The sequence below is a fragment of the Bacillus sp. FSL R9-9497 genome (assembly GCF_038005805.1).
Classification (GTDB): domain Bacteria; phylum Bacillota; class Bacilli; order Bacillales; family Bacillaceae_G; genus Bacillus_A; species Bacillus_A cereus.
On the sequence record NZ_JBBOTY010000001.1, the window covers coordinates 1,905,048 to 1,924,051 of the forward strand.

Genomic DNA, 19,004 nt, shown 5'->3' on the forward strand with positions numbered 1-19,004 from the left:
ATAATTCATTGGCTTTTTTTGTTTGTTTCAGTTCTAAAGAAAAGGAGTTGTCCATAATGTGTAATAATAAAGCGTAGCGGAGGAATGTGATGAAAGGGTCACCGTTTATACGTGGAACGATATTTTTAACGATGGCAACGATGATATCAAAAATGTTAGGGTTTATATATGTTATACCATTTACAGCGATGGTCGGTACGAGTGGTTACGTTCTATACACATACGCATATCGTCCTTATACCATCATGCTCAGCATAGCAACAATGGGATTACCGCTAGCTGTTTCAAAGATGGTATCAAAATATGATCAACTGAATGATTATCATACGGTTAAGAGAGTGTTGAAAAGTGGAATCGTGTTTATGTTTATAATGGGAGTCATTTCGTGTTTTACGTTATATATGCTAGCTCCGCATTTAGCTAAACTTGTCATCGATGGGAATGATCAAACGGGGAATAGTGTAGGAGCGGTTACTACTAATATTCGAATTGTAAGTTTTGCGTTAATACTTGTGCCAGTAATGAGTTTATTAAGGGGCTTCTTTCAAGGATTCCAATCGATGGGGCCTTCTGCATTAAGTGTAGTTGTAGAGCAATTTTTTCGGGTTTTAACCATTTTAATAGGAAGCTTTGTCGTTTTATATGTTTTAAAAGCTTCTGTTTCGCTAGCAGTTGGTATTTCAACGTTCGGTGCCTTTATGGGAGCTGTAGGTGGATTAACTGTTTTAAGTGCGTATTATATGAGAAGGAGAAGGCACTTAAAGAAAAAAGAAATGGCAAGTATACCACAAACAACGAAATCTTTTTTCTCGCTTTATAAGGAGCTCTTTACATATTCTATTCCTTTTGTTGTAGTAGGCTTAGCAATTCCGTTGTATCAGACGATTGATACATTTACAATTAATAAACTACTTATACAGATAGGGTATATGCAAGGCGAAGCGGAAAAAATTAATGCAATAATTGGCCTTGTTCAAATGGTTGTGCTTATCCCGGTATCCGTTGCGACAGCTTTTAGTATGTCTCTCGTACCAGAGATGACGAAAGCTTATACAGCAGGAAATACGAAGCTATTGTACAAACATTTTACGAGAACAAATGTATTAGTAGTAGCGATTACGGTACCGGCGGCAATTGGAATGATGGTGTTAGCCAAGCCTGTATATACCCTTTTATTTGGTGCTGGAAATGATCCAGAGATGGGGAGAATCATTTTACAGTATTATGCTCCTGCTTGCATACTATTTTCTCTTTTTACAGTAACGGCTGCTATGCTACAAGGAATCAATCAACAGCAGAAGACGGTGCTAGGACTAGTGATTGGAATTATTGTGAAGATAGTTTTAAATATTGTATTGCTTCCGTATTTCGATTATGTAAGTTTTATCATTTCAACATACGCGGGCTATACGATTTCAGTTGGGTTTAACTTGTGGATGCTTTCTAAATATGTTATAAAGGCAACATAAGCTTTTAAGGCAGAGAGCACTCTGTCTTTTTCTATGTTTATCCCGCTCTAACGGGCAGTAAGATCCTCATCTCAAAATTCAGCGAAAGAAAAGAAGTTTGGTTGGGGGCGGGCAGCCCGTAAAAGCCCGATTGGTGAGGGCTGAAAATCAGTGGGGGGATGAAGCCCCCACTGATTAAAGTTTCACTTTATAATATTTTTCTTATAAAAACGTTTTCAAAATAATTTTTCTATTGAAATTTAAACGTATGTTTCATATGCTGAGAATGGCGGTTTAAAAACTGTGATTTAAGAGAGGTAGATTCCTACATGTAAAAAGAATCGGGGTGATAGTATGTTAAATATATATTTAACAGACCGAAACGGAAAACTACAAGAGATTGAGGAAATGCAAAAGGGGTGCTGGATTAATGTACTTCATCCAACAGAAGAAGAAATTCAATATCTAGTACAAACTTTAAATGTAGACTTAGATTTCATTAAAGACCCTTTGGATGATGAAGAACGCTCTCGTATTGAAAAGGAAGACAATAATACTTTAATTATCGTCGATATTCCGACAGTTAGACATGACGAAGAAGGAAATTCGATTTATGACACGATTCCAATAGGTATGATTGTGATGCCGGATTGTTTTGTTACAATCTGCTTAGAAGAGAATCCAATTTTTGAACGTTTTATTAATCAACGTATTAAAGAATTTTATACGTTTAAGAAGACGCGCTTTGCACTTCAGCTCTTATATACAATTTCTACTTATTATTTAAGATACTTAAAGCAAATAAATCGAAAAACAATTGATTTAGAGCATCAATTAAATCAGTCAATGAAAAATAAAGAGATTTTCACATTGTTAGGCCTTGAGAAAAGTTTAGTATACTTTACAACGTCATTAAAGGCTAATAAAATTGTAATTCAAAAGTTAATGCGTAATAGTACATTTTTAAAAATGTATGAAGACGATCAAGATTTATTAGAAGATGTATTAATTGAAAATAAACAGGCTATTGAAATGGCGGAAATATATAGTCACATTTTAAGTGGAATGATGAATACTTTTAGCTCCGTTATATCAAATAATTTAAATAGTGTTATGAAACTGTTAACGTCAATTACGATCATTTTATCTTTACCGACGATGGTTTCTAGTTTCTTTGGAATGAACGTAAAGGTTCCGTTTGAAGGGGAAGCCCACGGTTTTGTAATTGTACTCATCATATGTGTAACACTATCTTTCACGTTAGCTTTTGTTTTTTGGAAGAAACGTTACTTTTAACGATAAGAAAGCTGCTCTAGCATAGTTATACAACTACGCTAGAGCAGCTTTTTTGCTATGAAATCTCAAATTTTGAATAGAATATAACTTGTACAATGTAATGTATATAAAGGGTATGTATTCCATATAAGCCTTGTTCAATTAATGAAATGGGGTTAAAATTACATATTGTTAATGAAAAGTTGGAGGAAATACATCATGGAATTGTTTCAATTACCGAAAGCATTCCTGCAAATGAATACAATTTTTATCTCCATATTGATCGAAGCACTTCCTTTCGTGCTCATTGGTGTATTTATTTCAGGATTCATTCAAATGTTCGTGACAGAAGATATGGTGGCAAAATGGATGCCGAAAAACCGATTTCTGTCTGTTTTATTAGCTACTTTTTTAGGTATGTTGTTTCCGGGCTGTGAATGTGGAATTGTTCCGATTGTAAGACGATTAATTGGAAAAGGTGTTCCACCATACGCAGGGATTGCATTTATGTTAACTGGACCTATTATTAATCCAGTTGTATTATTTGCTACTTATGTTGCCTTTGGGAGTAGTATGCACATGGTATGGTATCGTTCTATTGTAGCGATTATCGTAGCCATTATCGTTGGAATTATATTATCCTTTATGTTTAAAGAACATCAATTAAGAGATGATCACTTCCCAGAAGTGAATAATAAGCGTCCACTGCGTAAAAAAATGTGGGATGTATGTACACACGCTGTTGAGGAGTTCTTCTCAATGGGAAAATATTTAGTACTAGGTGCGTTAATTGCAGCAGCGGTACAAACGTTTGTACAAACTTCAACACTTCTTGCTATTGGACAAGGTCCGTTTTCTTCATCAGCTGTTATGATGGGACTTGCTTATATATTATCACTTTGTTCAGAGGCAGATGCATTTATCGCTTCTTCGTTCCAAAGTACGTTTTCAACAGCTTCACTTGTCGCGTTCCTCGTTTACGGACCGATGGTGGATATTAAAAATATGTTTATGATGCTTGCGACATTTAAAACGAAATTTGTAATTGTTGTTATAGTTACAGTTACTCTTGTTGTTTATGCAAGCTCACTACTCATTTATGCGATGGGGTGGTAGGTTATGTTTCGAGCATATATATTATTAGGTTTTACAATATTAATTGCGCAACTTCATATTTCCGGTAACATTACGAAGTATATCAATATGAAGTATGCCTATTTATCAACAACAGCAGCAATTATTTTAGGTTTCTTAACGATTGTACAAATTATCGTCGTTTTCCAAAAAGAGCACCAAAAGGAAAAAGAGAGAAATGATTGCAGTTGTGACCATAGCCATTGCGGGCATGATCATTCAAAAGATGAGAATACATGGTGGAAAAAAGCATTTTCGTACTCATTGTTTTGTTTTCCAATTATCTCAGGATTATTTTTCCCAATTGCGATGTTAGATTCGGATATTGTTAAAGCGAAAGGATTTCACTTTCCTGTTGCACAAGCAGAAAGTAAGGATCCATTTATGACAAGACAATTTCTAAGACCTGATACGAGCATTTATTACGGGAAAGAAGGATACCGCGGTGTAATGGAAAAAGGGAAGAAAGAGTTTGTTACGAAAGATAATATTAATTTGAAAGATGAAGACTTCCTAAAGGGTATGGAAACAATTTATAATTATCCTGGCGAGTTTACTGGGAAAAAATTATCTTTTAAAGGGTTTGTTTTTAGAGATGATTCTTCTAAAAAAGAACAATACTTCTTATTCCGTTTCGGTATTATACATTGCGTAGCAGATTCTGGTGTGTATGGTATGTTAGTGAAAAAGCCAGAAGGCGTAGAGTGGAATAATGATGACTGGATTCAAGTAGAAGGAGCGATAACTACTGAGTTTTATCAGCCGTTTCATGCGAATATTCCTGTATTAGAAGTAACAAAATGGAATAAAGTTGAACAGCCGAAAGAACAATATGTATTTAGAGGAGCCGATTGATAAAATCGGTTCTTTTTTGTGGACTAAAAGTTCTGAATGTTGTTAATATTAAACGTGTAGTTCATTTAGTATAGTGATTATTGAAATATTAGGGATAGTTCATTAAAGGGGTGATAACAATGACAGAAGTAAAGGGGAAAACAGCCAATGAGTCAAGGGTGTTCAAAACGAGCCGAGTATTCCCAACAGATTTAAATGATCATAACACGCTATTTGGTGGGAAGATATTAGCGGAGATGGATATGGTTGCTTCTATTTCAGCATCCAGACATTCAAGAAAGGAATGTGTCACAGCATCTATGGACTGGGTCGATTTCTTACATCCTGTTCGTTCTTCAGATTGTGTTAGTTATGAATCTTTCGTAATTTGGACAGGAAGAACTTCGATGGAAGTGTTTGTGAAGGTAGTGGCTGAAGATTTAATTTCAGGTGAGAAGCGTATAGCGGCAACGTCATTCGTTACTTTTGTGGCACTTAGTAAGGAAAATAATCCAGTTCCAGTACCGCGTGTTATCCCTGAAACAGAAGAAGAGAAAGAATTACATCGTATTGCTGTGTTACGTGCAGAACAGCGTCATATACGTAAGGCAGAGAGTAAGAAAGTAGCCACATTGTTAACCTTTTGAGATGAATATTTAGCCATTTAAGTTACTATAGCAGTCGGAAATGGTTTTAAAATGAAAAGCGGACACCTAAAAATAGGTGTCCGCTTTTATAGTTTTTTCATCCACATATCATATGACAGTAGCTACTTAGCAGAAGCAAGCAGCACCGACGATGATTAAGAGGATAAATAATACGACTAATAGCGCAAATCCATTACCATGTGCGAAGCCCATTGTTATTTCCTCCTTTTATTTTAAGATACAACATACAATATGCAAATGAGCTATTGTTTGATATGGACATATATCATGCAATGACATATTTTCTTGAATGATAATGTAATAAAAAAGGGAAGATATAGAAATAACAGTAAGTGGAGAAAGGAATTTATCCATGAAGCACTTTTTCGCTATAATCCTTTGTTTAATAGGTGTATTCATTTGGATGAACATCGATGTAGAAATGGGGAAGGAAATGGCTAGTGAATATGAATTAGGACAAGTTCGATTAGGTGAATTTCAACTATATACGAACGGTGAAGAGTTATATAGAAAATTATTTGAGGATATAAACGATGCAGAAAAATATATATATATCCATTTTTATATTGTAGGAAAAGATGAAATAAGCCAAGAATTTTTACAGTTATTAGAGAAAAAAGCATCTAGCGGAGTAGAAGTGAAATTGTCAGTCGATCGGATAGGTGGATATAAGCTGAAGAAAAAGGTAATTAGCCGATTAAAGGAAAACGGTGTGAAGTTTACATTTAGTAAAAAACCGAAACTGAAAAATGTGTTCTATTCTTTGCATCAACGAAATCATAGACGTATTGTTACGATAGATGGAAAGGTATCATACGTCGGTGGCTTTAATATCGGAAAGGAGTACCTTGGACAAAATCCAAAGTTTGGGCCATGGCGTGATTATCACGTGCGTATCCATGGTGAGGGTGCAGCGGATATGGAAAGAAAGTTCGCCGAAGATTGGAAAGAAGATACAGGAGAAAAAATGCCTATACATGAAAGTATACCTACATTAGGGAATATAAAATATCAATATTTATTTTCAAATGGAAAAGGTTTATGGGAAAAATATGGAGCACTATTAAAGCAGGCTAAAAAATCTTTAATTATAGCTACACCATATTTTGTACCAAGTAAAGAAATGGTGAAAGAGTTAAAAGCTGCATTAAATCGTGGTGTTAATGTGAAAATTCTCGTGCCATTTAAAAGTGATGCCATATTGTTAAAACAAGCTGCCTATCCATATTTGAAAGATATGTTACATGCTGGAGCGGAGATTTATCAATATCGAAATGGATTTTTTCATGGGAAAGTAACAATCATAGATGGAGAAATTGTTGATATTGGGACAGCGAATTTTGATAATAGAAGTTTTTATTTAAATTGCGAGTCTAACTGTATCATATATGATAAAACAGTTGTTGATGAAGTATGGAGTCGATTACAGGTAGACTTTCATAAATCAAAACGATTTTCTGAAGAAGATTTTGAGGAAATTAGTAGATGGGATTGGTTTTTAGCAAGAATAGCGAATGTTTTAGCATCATATTTATAGTATATGGACAAAAGAGAAGGGAGGCGCTTTAATGGACTGTATGAAAGAATTAATGAGATATAGTTATATGCTAATATACAAGGTTGGAGAGTATGCTGGAAAGGTCAGAGACGAAGAATTAAAAAATCTATTACAGCACCATTTACCATATATGTTACAAGCATATAATGAACAAGTAAATTTTCAAGAAGGAGAGAATGTGCAGCATATAACCTGTGAAACAACGGAGTTTGATTTGCATGAAATGGAAAAGGAAACAGTTAGTAAATATACAGGGGATATTCATATTGCAATCAGTTATATTGCGCACTTGAAACGATTAGCTTTAAAGTTTGCTCAAGTTGCAGTGGAAGTTGCTAATCCAGAGTTTCGCTCATTTTTGGAAAATTGTTTCCTGAAAATGAACCGTTACGCTTATAGTGTGTGGCAATATGTTATGAAGAAGGAATATAAGATTACACATCTATATGAAAATGAAAAGTTTGCATGAGAAACTAAGGCGAAATGGTATGCGCCTTAGTTTTTTTACGTCCATTGAGAGAAAAAACTAGTTTTATTGTGTATCGATTGGAAATGAAATAAAATCAGGTTTTGTTATCAGAAAATTTACAAAAATTTACCGTATATTTACTGTTTTTCAATCTCTCCTTTAAAAATAGAGAGTAATATGAGGTTGTACATATTCTATCACAAGGAGGAAACGCAAATGAATAAATGGGTTAAATCATTAACTGCTATGGCACTTGCAAGTTCTTTATTAATGGTAGGTTGTAGTAAAGGTGAGGACAAGAAGAAAGAAGACGACACAACAACACAACAAGAGGATAAAAAGGATAAAGAAACAAGCGGAACCGAGAAGTCTACTGATTCTAAAGAAAAGAAATAAAGTAATAATAAAGCTTCCTCTCATATATGAGGAAGCTTTTTTGTTGTAAATTTATTGAGATTATTGAAAAATAGAAAGAGAATGAAAGAGGGGGAAAACAAATGAAAGTATGTATATTGGGAGCAACAGGACGAGTAGGTTCAAACATAATTAATTTAGCATTAAAGGATTCAGCTGAAGTGAATGCATTAGCGCGTGATTTAAATAGAATAGAAATACAACATGAAAGGCTACGAGTGATAGAAGGTAATGTATTGAACGAAAATGATATAAAGAAAGTGATAGAAGGAAGCGATATAGTAATTAGTGCACTTGGAACGGATCAAAATGGAACATTAGGGAAGAGTATGCCACAAATCATTAAGCAAATGGAAGAAGAAGGGGTTCGTAGAATCATAACAATAGGAACAGCTGGTATTTTACAAGCAAGAACAAATCTAAATTTATATCGTTTTCAATCAACGGAATCAAAAAGGAAAACGACAACGGCAGCGGAAGATCATTTGGCTGCATATAAAGTACTAAGTAATAGTAATAATTTATGTTGGACAGTTGTTTGTCCGACACATTTAATAGATGGTGAGGCGACAGAGGTATATCGAACTGAAAAAGATATATTGCCAGAGGGGGGATCAAAAATTACAGTGGGTGATACAGCACACTTTGCATGGGATCTATGTAAGAAAAACATATATGAAAATAGTCGAGTAGGTATTGCATATTAAAAAACCATCCCGAAGTCGGGATGGTTAAAAGATGATATAACACAAGAAGATGATAATCATAATGATTTGGAGAATTGCTTTCGCTACTGTACTGCTTAAAAAACCAACTACAGTAGCGACTCCAACTAGAAAGGCATCTTTTGGCGCTTTTTTATGCACTAGTTCTGTTATAAATACTGATAAGAACGGTATGATAATAAGTCCGAATGGCGGGAAGAAGAACGATCCGACAATGATAGAAATCATTCCGACACGTTCGCCCCATTTAGAACTACCGTATTTTTTTAAGAAATATCCATTTGCAATAAAATCAGCAACGAAAATGAAAAGAGTGAAAATGACTTGAATAATCCAAAAAGAAGTTGTTAATTCGCCTCCATTTATACCGAAATGGTAAATCAAATATCCAGCCCAGACAGCTAGTATGCCAGGGATAATTGGATAAATGAAGGCGAGAAATGAAACAATGAAACAGGCAATGATACAAATTGTTAATAAAACAGTCACTTTATAGCTCCTTTTTAATATCTAGTTTATGTACAGCAACTTTTTTGACTTGATGTCCATCAAGTTCTAATACTTTAAATTGAAAACCAGCATATTCAATGGAGTAGCCAGCTTCAATATTTAAGTCAACTGCTTGAGAAAGAAGCCATCCTCCGATTGTATCTAAATCACTATCATCAATATGTAGGCCAAACATATCATTTACTTCAGAAATAAGCACCTTTCCATCTAAAACAGTAAGCTTAGGTGTACGCTTTTCAATCATAGGTGATTCATCCGCATCGAATTCATCTTGAATTTCTCCAATGATTTCTTCAAGAATATCTTCCATCGTTAAAAGTCCAGCAGTACCACCATATTCATCCATAACGATTGCCATCTGAACGCGATTTTTTTGAAGGTGGACTAATGTTTTACGAATTGGAACTGTTTCAAATACAGTTAGAACAGGATGTATATAAGATTCAAGTGGTTTATAAATATCTTTCGTTTGATCATGGAATACTTCTTTCGTATTGATCATCCCAATGATATCATCTTTATCTTTTTCGATAATTGGATAGCGTGTATATTTTTCAGTAGCGACGATATCCATATTTTCTTCTAACGTATTTTCAGTAGATAAGCAAATCATTTCGGTACGAGGAACCATAATTTCTTTTGCAACTCGATCATCAAATTCAAAAATGTTATTTACATATTTATATTCGGTTTGGTTTATTTCACCGCTTTTAAAACTTTCACCTAAAATGAGTCGCAATTCCTCTTCAGAATGAGCAAGTTCACTTTCTTTCGCAGGTTCTAATCCGAGTAATTTTGTGAAAAATATAGCTGTACTATTGAGTAGCCAAATGAATGGGTACATAATTTTATCAAATAAAATAAGCGGTCTTGCAAATTTGAGTGTGATTGCTTCTGCTTTTTGAATTGCGAAAGACTTTGGAACTAATTCACCTAATACAACGTGGAAAAAGGTAATAACACTAAAGGCAATAACAAAAGATAAAGTGTTAGCCATTGTTCCAGTAATATTAATTTTTTCAAAGAGCGGTCGTAGTATATGCTCCACAGTTGGTTCACCAAGCCAACCAAGCCCTAAAGAAGTGATTGTAATTCCGAGCTGACAAGCTGATAAATAAACATCTAAATTAGATAGGACGCTTCTTGCAGCTAAAGCTTGTTTATTACCTTCATTTGCAAGTTGGTCAATTCGACTTTTTCGTACTTTTACAACAGCGAATTCTGATGCAACGAAAAAGCCAGAAATAAGAATAAGTACAAAGATGAGAAAAATATTTAATATGTCCAAGCGTGTTCTCCATTCCAAGGTTTGGAATAAAGATGTCACCTCCTGCAATTATGTTATACTTTTATAATAAATCCAAATGAAAAGAATAGTCAAAGGAAAAGGGTAAATATTGGTATGTTTCTGTAATAGTTTTTGAATTTGCTGTTATTTTGTCCGCTATACAAAAGGAATAACCCCCTACTTTTAGATTATAGAGGGTTATTTTAAATTAAGGTTTTGGAACACTTCTCGTTAAAGTGTATGACTGTTGCTTGGAGTAGTTTGTGGTCCATAGTGTTTGAAGGAAAGAAAGTATGCTATATGGGATATAGAGTAGTAATAAGCCGATTGTAACAATTATGGGTGAATTTCCGCCAAATTGAACGATAAATTGTAACAGTCCATTTGCATGAAAAACGCATTCCATAAAAACGAATGAAAGAATAATGGAACCTAAAATTGATTTATGATTCGAAGTAAGCGCCAAAAACAATGTATCCACAAGAAAAGAATCATGTTTTATTTCATATTCATTTGTGTTTTTTAAGAAAGGAATCCATTTTTTTACTGCTTGCATAACGATAATCATGGAAGTACTACATACGATGATAAATGATGAGTAGTAAGGAAGGTTTATAAATTGTGCGATGTATAGAAGTAGTAATAAGACTGAACATTGTAATACTACAGTGCAAAAAGAGTAAGGTATCCATTTCAATACAGTAGTAAACTTTTTAAACGAGTTAGGTACTTTGAAAAATAAATGGCCGATACCCAAACTTATGAAAAATCCGATCGCAAGGGTAAAAGTAAAACGAACAATCGATATAAAATATATTTCCCATATGTAAGGGAATAATGGTGTTGAATGATTAGAAGTATGTATCATTTGGTTTGCTGAGAAAAAGATAGATTCATGCATCCAATCAACCTTTGGAATTGATATAGAAGAAAGCTGTGCGAAGTTTTGAAAAATGCTAATAAATCCATTTTGATAAGAATAATTGTGTGTAATAAAAAGAGCTGGAATAGGACTTATGGCAAAAATAACAATAATACCAATTATAAATTTACATATATGTGAGCGTAATAAGGACATATAACCACCTACTCTTAGAATATTCAGAAAATTCTTATTCTTATTTTAGCTTTTTTTGAAAGAAGTTACAATATATTTTTCATTCAGTAATTCAGAGAGAAGATTTGATAGCAAAAATATGCAAGTGAAGGATTCATGAATAAATTATGACAAGAAAATGAATAATTTTCAGAAAAATAAAATAAATTATTTATTTTTTTCTGAAAATATAATATAGTTATGGCACAGAAAGTATTTTAACATAAGGAGGCTATTTATGAGGATTAAAGGGAATTACGTACCGAAAAGGGAAGTTTTACTGTGCTCAAGTTCGATTACGATAGGGGAAGCGTTAGAGCATTTAAATAAAACGGGGTATCGTTGTGTACCAGTTTTAGATGAAAAAAAAGAGAAATTTTTAGGGAATATATATAAAGTAGATATTTTAGAATATAAAGGATCACTTGATGAGAGTGTAATACAATTATTAAACGATAAAGAAGGATTTGTGAGAGAAGATTCATCTTTCTTTAAAGTATTTTTTACAATAAAAAAATTGCCTTATTTATCAGTAGTTGACGAAAAAGGGGTTTTCCTTGGAATTTTAACGCATAAAAAAGTTTTTGAGTTATTAGAGGATGCATGGGGTGTTCACTCTAGTAAATACTCTGTCATGATTGGAACGCAAGACTATAATGGAGCAATCCAAAAGTTATCGACAGTTTTAAAGAAATACACTGGTATTCAAAGTTTGATGACTTTTGATAATGATGCCTTATTAGTTCGTAGAATTATGTTTACATTAGGAGAAGAGTTTAACGACGGTGAATTAGAGACATTATTGAAAGATTTAGAAGATCACGGATTTAGAGTTGTGTATGTGGAAGAGATGAAAAATCCACGTGAAGTTGAAACGATAGAGTAACATACAAAAGCCATCTAAATTATATTAGATGGCTTTTGTATGTTACGTGTATAAAGTTATTTGAAAATAACGATTGAATAATAGGTGAGATTATAACAATATTTGTGTAAGAGAATAAAAAATGTAGATAATTTCGATTTTCAAAAAAATCAATTTGAAAATATGTTTTTATTTTGCAACTAAATATGTTACTATATGTGTGATAAAAACAAAGAGGTCTGACAACTATACTCCACGTAATAACACTCTAATGATTTAAAAATTCAAAAAAATCAAAAATTAAAATAATAATTATATTAATGATTAGAGTAAAAATAAGGGGAATGGAGAAATTATGGAGAAAGACACTGCTTTGTAAGGGGCATATTTTATCATCTTGAGCAGAGAGGAGGATGCATAGCATATTGTAAAATATAGAGATAAACAATGAAAAAGTGCTATGCAAATGAAGAGCATGAAGGGACGTTTAAGGCCAGGTGATACGGTAGCAATTGGTTTAATGCTATTTGCATTATTTTTAGGAGCAGGAAATTTAATTTTTCCGCCAGTTTTAGGTCAACAAGCAGGAGAGAATGTTTGGATTGCTACAATAGGATTCCTTGTAACGGGAGTCGGATTACCCCTACTAGCTGTAACAGCTGTCGCGTTTGTAGAGGGGGACTTGAAAGCGCTATCTTCTAGAGTCCACCCTATATTTGCGTTTATTTTCCCATTGATTAGTTATTTAGCAATTGGACCATTTTTCGCGATTCCTCGTACTGGAGCTGTTTCGTTTGAAATGGGTATGAAGCCGTTTTTATCAGAGGCAATGGTTTCAGAGTGGTACATGCTATTTCTTTTCACGATAGTTTTCTTCGGAATAACGTGGTATTTATCATTAAATCCATCTAAATTAGTGGATTGGTTCGGAAAGTTTCTTACACCATTATTAGTATTAATTGTCGCTGTTATTGTCGGAAAGGCAATTATTGATCCAATTGGAGAGCCAGCTGCGCCGTTAGCTGCTTACAAAGAAAATGCTTTCTTTGGTGGATTTATTCAAGGATATTTAACGATGGATGCAATTAGCGCGCTCGTATTCGGAATTGTCGTTGTACAAGTTATCCGCTCTAAAGGGATAAAAGAGAGTAGTCAAATTGCAAAAATAACAGTAGTATCAGGTATTATCGCTGTACTTGGTTTAACGTTAATTTATTTATCGCTTGCTTATCTTGGTTCAACAAGCACATCACTTGGTATCTCAGAAAACGGTGGTCTTATTTTAACGAATGTTGTAAATGAGCTATATGGGACGAGTGGTAAAATTTTATTAGGGCTTGTTATTATACTCGCTTGTTTAACAACTTCTGTTGGGTTAACATCTGCGTGTGCGGGTTTCTTTACAAACTTATTCCCAAAACTTTCGCATAAAACGATTGTAACAATGGTATGTGTATTTAGTTTAATTGTATCTAACCTAGGTTTAACACAATTAATCGCAGTAACATTACCTGTGTTAATGATCATTTATCCAGTTGCAATTGTATTAATTGTACTTTCGTATTTCCATAAGTGGATTGGGAAGCGTAATACAATTTATATTGGAGCTATTTTAGGTGCATTGTTAATTAGTTTCTTTAACGGTTTAGAAAGTGCGAAAATTAAAATTGACGCGATTTCTAATGTACTACAAATGTTACCGTTATATAACGAAGGAATCGGATGGTTAATTCCATCATGTATTGGCGGGATTCTCGGTTTCTTCTTCTATAAATCAAATGAATCAAGTGAATTACAAAAGAAAGGTGCTTAGGCACCTTTCTTTTTTTGAAGGGGATTTTTGTATTTTGTCTAAGTAATAATTGGGGGGAATGATAAATGGCTAATTTTGAAGATTTTTTAAATTTGGATTTGAGAATTGGAACTGTAATACATGCAGAGGAATTTAAAGAAGCGAGAGTACCAGCGATTAAACTAGCAATAGATTTTGGAGAAATCGGGATAAAGCAGTCAAGTGCTCAAATTACGAAAAGGTATAGTCCAGAAGATTTAATCGGTCAACAAATCGTTGCTGTTGTAAACTTTCCACCAAAGCGTGTAGCTGGATTCAAATCAGAAGTACTTGTGCTTGGTGGTGTTCCTGAAGCTGGTGATGTTGTGTTACTTCAGCCTAATATGGAATTGCCAAATGGAACAAAAATTAGCTAGGGTGAAGGTAGGGGCTAATATGGATATCGGACGAGAATATTTGCAATGTGCGATTTCGAACTTTAAAGCAACAAAGAAACAAGGGGAACGGGCACTTTCTCAATTATCATATGAACAAATACAATGGTCTTCTCATGAAGAAACAAATAGTATAGCGATTATTATTAAGCATCTGCACGGTAATATGCGTTCTAGATGGACGGATTTTTTAACGTCTGATGGTGAAAAAACAGATCGTAATCGAGATGGTGAATTTGAAGGATGCTATCATTCAAAAGAAGAAACCCTTATAGCTTGGCAAGAAGGATGGAAATATGTTTTTAATACGATGAATACTTTAACGCCGGAACACTTATTGAAGACGGTATACATTCGCGGTGAAGCACATACTGTCATGCAAGCAATTGAAAGGCAAATTGCTCATTATGCATTGCATATTGGTCAGATTATTTACATTGGGAAGATGTTAAAAGAAAATGAGTGGGAATGTTTAAGTATTCCGAGAGGTCAGTCTGCGCGTTATGTAGAGAAAAAACGTTCAACATAATAATAAGAAAGAAACCGATAAAAAATGGGAAAAAAGAAAGTCAGCCAAATAATAGATGGTTCTGTAATCATAAGAATACTGCCAAAAATAAGTCCATATATAATAAGAAAGAAATTGAAAAGTGTATTCACAGGGAGAAATCGTGAGATGAACACTTGCTGTCGTTTAAAACAATCACTGTGAAATAAATAAAAGCGGAAGTACCATGTGGCTGTAATAAGATCTTTCTTTTTCATAATTCTTTTTTTGCATGTATGACAGATAAATGGTGGTTGCATTTCATTACGCTCCATTTTTTATTTTCATAATAATGTGAGACAAAAGTAGGTACAAAGTGTATGTTCCTATATACGCTCCTGCAATAAGGAAAAATGGATTCAGTAAAATTCCATGAATGCTCGTCATGAAAACTAAATCTTGTATTAAAACATCGTATATATTAATGGAAATAATTATACCGAGTACATACAGTGCCAAGTACGCAGAAATATGTAGCACAATAGAGATTTTTGGTTGCTTAGCGGACAAATAAAAAATGAATGATAGAGCGATTGGTAATATTCCTATTAATAGCTTCAATTCATTTCACCTCATTAACAATATAGCCGAAATTTTAACGGTCTATTCTCTAGGGCTTGTACATAACTTGAAATAGAGAGGTGATAGTATGAATCGGGGCTTTTTTTTTATGAAGTTTACAAGTATGCGTAAGTTAGTTTTATTTGTTATTACTACAATGCTAGCGACTTTTTTTCTTATTAGTATGATGGTAACCTCTATGAAAGAGACAAAGTCAACGTATTTATATAATTGGTTAAATGAGTTATCGATGAATGGTTACATGTATGTACTTGGAAAAGAGAATCATTATTTTACACAGGAGTATCGAAATTTGAATCAAGATTTTTCAATTTCTTCTTTTCTCTTTTCTATGGCTACAAATATTCGCTTTAATGATGTACGCAGTTTCGTCGGGAAAGAGCTCCCGGGGTTTGGTAAGTACGATACAGAAATTGTTATTGCGGGTGAGGGTACAAATTATTCTAACTTACCGATAGAGTCGAGTGTTCCTCTTGAAGAAGTGGTGAAGGAACGGACTAGTGGAACTGGACAAGTACCTAAACAAGATACGAGTAAAGAGAAAAAACAGCCGTCCCAAACGACTGGGAAGAGACAAGTTGCGTTTATTTATCATACACATAGCTGGGAATCTTATTTACCTTTACTTAACTTAACGAATGACCCGAATCCGAATAAAGCAACGAGTTCTGTATCGAATATTTCTATATTAGGAGATCGTTTCCGTGAACAACTAGAAGGTGAAGGGATTGGAGCTACTAACGATAAGAGTGATGTTGGTCAAAAGTTAATAAGTAAAGGTTTAAACAGTAATAGTTCGTATAAAATGTCACGGGAAATTGTGCAGCAAGCTATGGCTGGAAATAAAGATCTTCAATACTTTTTTGATTTGCATCGTGATAGTGCCCGAAAGAATGTAACGACAAAAACAATTGGAGATAAATCATATGCAAAGCTTGCATTTGTAGTAGGGAAAGGAAATAAAAACTATGAAAAAAACTTACAATTAGCGACAGCTTTACATGAGGCGATTAATAAGAAATATCCAGGAGTGAGCCGTGGGGTCATTCAAAAAGGGTTCCAGACAGGAAATGGAATCTATAATCAAGACCTATCAGGACAAGCGATATTAATAGAAGTTGGCGGTGTAGATAATACAGAGGAAGAATTGAATCGATCAATTGATGCACTTGCTAATGCATTTGGTGAATATTTTTGGCAGGCAGAAAAAGTGAATGGATAAAGTGAATTTTAAATTGGTGAGAGACCTCACCTGATGAGGATGAGTTCACAGTATTTTTGAAAAAACGTAAGTGTAATGCTTGCGTTTTTTCTTTGTAATGATGAGACGTCACAGAATAGACATAATTTGTCGTTGTTATAGTAATATCGAAATTTGTCAATTTATAGTAGGAGATTTACAAAGGAATTTTCGGGAAAGTAGAGAAAATCTTTTTATAAGGAAAACTTTTTATTATGAAACTGGTAGGGTGATTGAAGTGATTAGGGAAATCGAAATAGAAGATGCAGCATCATTTTTGCAATTAAGTAAGCAATTAGATGAAGAAACGAAGTTTATGTTATATGAACCAGGAGAAAGGAAAACTACAGCTGAGCAACAAGAAAAAATGATCCATCGATTTATGGAAAATGAATATGCAACAATATTTGTAGCAGTTGAAGATGAGAGAATAGTAGGTTTTATATTAGTGAATGGAAATAACATTCAAAGAAAGAGGCATGTGGCAAGCATTGTAATTGGTATTTTGCAAGAGTATAACGGGCGAGGTATTGGGACTAGATTGTTTAAAGAGGTTGAGAAGTGGGCAAAATTACATGATGTATGGCGTTTAGAATTAACAGTAATGGCCCACAATACAAGAGCTCAGGCACTATATAAAAAAGCTGGATTTGAGAAAGAAGGTGTCAAAAAAGCTGCTCTTATTATCGATGGAAAGGACATCGATGAGTATGAAATGGCCAAATTATTAAAATAAGAGGTCGTTATATGAAAAAAAGATGGGCACTACTCGGTATCGTAGCTGCAATAATTATTGTTGGAGTAGCAGGAATCAATTATAAAATGTATAAGGATAAGCAGGCGCAGGAAGTAAGTGTAAATAGCGTATTTCCGAAAGCGAAAGAAACGATTGCTAATATGGATGGGGATATTGCCGTAATTAATAATCCGAATTCAATGCTTGTACTTGTAAATAAAAGTAGGCGTTTACCAGATGGGTATAGACCGCCAGATTTAGTTATTCCGAAAGTGCGCTACTCTAGTGAAGGTGATCAAGAAAAGAAAAAGATGAGAAAAGAAGCAGCGAGGGCGCTTGAGGATATGTTTCAGCAGGCTGACAACGAGCGTATTTTTCTTTTTGCAGTTTCTGGATTTAGATCTTTTGATCGACAAAAAGCATTAAATACGATGTATAAAAAACAAGACGGGGAAGCAAAAACAGCAATGTCTAGCGCGGTTCCTGGCACAAGTGAGCATCAAACTGGACTAGCTATGGATATTACGTCTCAATCTGCTGAATTTCAGTTAGAGACGGTTTTTGGGGAAACGAAAGAAGGTCAGTGGCTTTCTGAAAATGCCCATAAATTTGGTTTTGTTGTTCGATACACAAAAGCGAAAGAAACGATTACGGGTTATCGGTATGAACCATGGCACGTAAGGTATGTGGGAAATCCACAAGCTACATATTTGTATGATAATCAACTGACGCTTGAAGAAGTAACAGAGTAAATGATTGAGGGGAGAGACGTATAATGACGATGTTATATAAGAAAAAAGTACATGCATATATTACAAGAGAAAAAGAGGGGGTTATGCAATTACTTGTTTTTAAACATCGTGATATACATGAAGCTGGTATTCAAGTGCCAGGAGGAACGGTTGATGAAGGTGAAACGTTAGAAGCGGCTATATTGCGTGAAGTACAGGAAGAATCCGGATTGCGTCATTTATGCATAGAACGTTTTTTAGCAGATTACATCATACATATGAAAGAAAAACAGGAATATGAAAAACGCCACTTTTTTCATGTAACTTTACTAACAGATGTAAAGGATACTTGGGAACATATTGTAAGTGCTGGTGAGGAAGATAAAGGATTAGTATTTTGCTACGAATGGGTTGATATTGCAAAATGCCCTGAATTAGCTGGGAAACAAGGTGAGTTTTTACATTTGTTAGATGAAGTATACGCACAGTAATGTAAGAGTCTGAAGCGAAGTTCAATCCGTTTCAGACTATTTTTATTTTTCGGGAAATTAAAGGTGTTTAAATAAGGAAAGTGAATTTCTTTAAAGGGATATTAATTAAGCTAGCTTATGCTTTTGAACAAGCGACAAAGCATAGAAAAATCCCCAACTTATCATGA

The 19,004-nt window shown here is 34.1% G+C and carries 23 protein-coding genes; 17 read left to right on the top strand and 6 right to left on the bottom strand.

The window, feature by feature from the left end:
* Positions 1-89 precede the first annotated feature (89 nt).
* From MKY21_RS09900 to MKY21_RS09920, 5 genes are all read left to right on the top strand, one after another.
* Complete coding sequence (locus tag MKY21_RS09900; RefSeq protein WP_000678847.1) at positions 90-1,469, top strand: putative polysaccharide biosynthesis protein; 1,380 nt, start codon at positions 90-92, stop codon at positions 1,467-1,469.
* A gap of 333 nt (positions 1,470-1,802) precedes the next feature.
* Positions 1,803-2,744 carry a magnesium transporter CorA family protein gene (locus MKY21_RS09905; protein ID WP_000932389.1) on the top strand — a complete coding sequence of 314 codons (942 nt, stop codon included), beginning with the start codon at positions 1,803-1,805 and terminating at the stop codon, positions 2,742-2,744.
* Positions 2,745-2,942: 198 nt separating this feature from the next.
* Positions 2,943-3,839, top strand: coding sequence for a permease (locus MKY21_RS09910; RefSeq protein ID WP_000418716.1), 897 nt, complete (start codon positions 2,943-2,945; stop codon positions 3,837-3,839).
* A gap of 3 nt (positions 3,840-3,842) precedes the next feature.
* Complete coding sequence (locus MKY21_RS09915; RefSeq protein WP_341076084.1) at positions 3,843-4,712, top strand: TIGR03943 family putative permease subunit; 870 nt, start codon at positions 3,843-3,845, stop codon at positions 4,710-4,712.
* A gap of 119 nt (positions 4,713-4,831) precedes the next feature.
* Positions 4,832-5,338 (top strand): acyl-CoA thioesterase, encoded by a 507-nt coding sequence (locus MKY21_RS09920; RefSeq protein ID WP_000141164.1) that lies wholly within the window; start codon positions 4,832-4,834, stop codon positions 5,336-5,338.
* Between the two features lie 126 nt (positions 5,339-5,464).
* Here the strand turns inward: MKY21_RS09920 and MKY21_RS09925 are convergent, their stop codons facing one another.
* Entirely contained in the window at positions 5,465-5,551 is an 87-nt protein-coding gene (locus MKY21_RS09925) for a YjcZ family sporulation protein (RefSeq protein ID WP_000505094.1), read from the bottom strand.
* 160 nt (positions 5,552-5,711) lie between these two features.
* On the opposite strand from MKY21_RS09925, the gene cls reads away from it, so the two are divergent.
* The 4 genes from cls (at position 5,712) to MKY21_RS09945 (ending at position 8,507) form a co-directional block, all read left to right on the top strand.
* Positions 5,712-6,896, top strand: coding sequence for a cardiolipin synthase (cls, locus tag MKY21_RS09930; RefSeq protein ID WP_016117651.1), 1,185 nt, complete (start codon positions 5,712-5,714; stop codon positions 6,894-6,896).
* 31 nt (positions 6,897-6,927) lie between these two features.
* Positions 6,928-7,386 carry a spore coat protein gene (locus MKY21_RS09935; protein WP_000340540.1) on the top strand — a complete coding sequence of 153 codons (459 nt, stop codon included), beginning with the start codon at positions 6,928-6,930 and terminating at the stop codon, positions 7,384-7,386.
* 216 nt (positions 7,387-7,602) lie between these two features.
* On the top strand, positions 7,603-7,782 hold the full coding sequence (locus MKY21_RS09940; RefSeq protein WP_001045960.1) for a hypothetical protein: 180 nt from the start codon (positions 7,603-7,605) through the stop codon (positions 7,780-7,782).
* A gap of 101 nt (positions 7,783-7,883) precedes the next feature.
* Positions 7,884-8,507 carry an NAD(P)-dependent oxidoreductase gene (locus MKY21_RS09945; protein WP_000861639.1) on the top strand — a complete coding sequence of 208 codons (624 nt, stop codon included), beginning with the start codon at positions 7,884-7,886 and terminating at the stop codon, positions 8,505-8,507.
* 24 nt (positions 8,508-8,531) lie between these two features.
* Here MKY21_RS09945 and MKY21_RS09950 read toward each other — a convergent pair whose 3' ends face one another.
* From MKY21_RS09950 to MKY21_RS09960, 3 genes are all read right to left on the bottom strand, one after another.
* Positions 8,532-9,014: a DUF456 domain-containing protein gene (locus tag MKY21_RS09950; protein ID WP_000217334.1), complete on the bottom strand. Its 483-nt coding sequence runs from the start codon at positions 9,012-9,014 to the stop codon at positions 8,532-8,534.
* A 1-nt stretch (position 9,015) separates the two neighbouring features.
* Positions 9,016-10,323, bottom strand: a complete 1,308-nt coding sequence (locus MKY21_RS09955; protein WP_322375385.1) for a hemolysin family protein — start codon at positions 10,321-10,323, stop codon at positions 9,016-9,018.
* A gap of 208 nt (positions 10,324-10,531) precedes the next feature.
* A complete protein-coding gene (locus tag MKY21_RS09960) occupies positions 10,532-11,401 on the bottom strand; it encodes a hypothetical protein (protein WP_000055260.1) in 870 nt (289 codons plus the stop codon).
* A gap of 256 nt (positions 11,402-11,657) precedes the next feature.
* Between MKY21_RS09960 and cbpA the strand changes: the two genes are divergently transcribed.
* From cbpA to MKY21_RS09980, 4 genes are all read left to right on the top strand, one after another.
* The gene (gene cbpA, locus MKY21_RS09965) at positions 11,658-12,305 is read left to right on the top strand and encodes a cyclic di-AMP binding protein CbpA (RefSeq protein WP_001220526.1); all 648 of its coding nucleotides are present in this window, start codon (positions 11,658-11,660) and stop codon (positions 12,303-12,305) included.
* A gap of 454 nt (positions 12,306-12,759) precedes the next feature.
* Positions 12,760-14,097 carry a branched-chain amino acid transport system II carrier protein BrnQ4 gene (brnQ4, locus tag MKY21_RS09970; RefSeq protein WP_011110049.1) on the top strand — a complete coding sequence of 446 codons (1,338 nt, stop codon included), beginning with the start codon at positions 12,760-12,762 and terminating at the stop codon, positions 14,095-14,097.
* Positions 14,098-14,162: 65 nt separating this feature from the next.
* A complete protein-coding gene (gene csaA, locus MKY21_RS09975; protein ID WP_001263017.1) occupies positions 14,163-14,492 on the top strand; it encodes a chaperone CsaA in 330 nt (109 codons plus the stop codon).
* Positions 14,473-15,039: a DUF1572 domain-containing protein gene (locus MKY21_RS09980; RefSeq protein ID WP_000435828.1), complete on the top strand. Its 567-nt coding sequence runs from the start codon at positions 14,473-14,475 to the stop codon at positions 15,037-15,039. Before csaA ends, MKY21_RS09980 begins: the two co-directional genes overlap by 20 nt.
* Here MKY21_RS09980 and MKY21_RS09985 read toward each other — a convergent pair.
* Together MKY21_RS09985 and MKY21_RS09990 are read right to left on the bottom strand one after the other, a co-directional pair.
* The gene (locus MKY21_RS09985; protein WP_047386009.1) at positions 15,012-15,317 is read right to left on the bottom strand and encodes a hypothetical protein; all 306 of its coding nucleotides are present in this window, start codon (positions 15,315-15,317) and stop codon (positions 15,012-15,014) included. The genes MKY21_RS09980 and MKY21_RS09985 overlap by 28 nt on opposite strands.
* A gap of 4 nt (positions 15,318-15,321) precedes the next feature.
* Positions 15,322-15,618, bottom strand: a complete 297-nt coding sequence (locus MKY21_RS09990) for a hypothetical protein (RefSeq protein ID WP_000770736.1) — start codon at positions 15,616-15,618, stop codon at positions 15,322-15,324.
* A gap of 88 nt (positions 15,619-15,706) precedes the next feature.
* Between MKY21_RS09990 and spoIIP the strand changes: the two genes are divergently transcribed.
* The 4 genes from spoIIP to MKY21_RS10010 all read left to right on the top strand — a co-directional run bounded on the left by spoIIP (position 15,707) and on the right by MKY21_RS10010 (position 18,837).
* On the top strand, positions 15,707-16,861 hold the full coding sequence (gene spoIIP / locus MKY21_RS09995; protein ID WP_341076091.1) for a stage II sporulation protein P: 1,155 nt from the start codon (positions 15,707-15,709) through the stop codon (positions 16,859-16,861).
* Between the two features lie 256 nt (positions 16,862-17,117).
* Positions 17,118-17,615: a GNAT family N-acetyltransferase gene (locus MKY21_RS10000; RefSeq protein WP_141444310.1), complete on the top strand. Its 498-nt coding sequence runs from the start codon at positions 17,118-17,120 to the stop codon at positions 17,613-17,615.
* Between the two features lie 11 nt (positions 17,616-17,626).
* The gene (locus tag MKY21_RS10005; RefSeq protein ID WP_016117655.1) at positions 17,627-18,367 is read left to right on the top strand and encodes a M15 family metallopeptidase; all 741 of its coding nucleotides are present in this window, start codon (positions 17,627-17,629) and stop codon (positions 18,365-18,367) included.
* A 23-nt stretch (positions 18,368-18,390) separates the two neighbouring features.
* On the top strand, positions 18,391-18,837 hold the full coding sequence (locus MKY21_RS10010) for an NUDIX hydrolase (RefSeq protein WP_000178285.1): 447 nt from the start codon (positions 18,391-18,393) through the stop codon (positions 18,835-18,837).
* Positions 18,838-19,004: the final 167 nt, after the last annotated feature.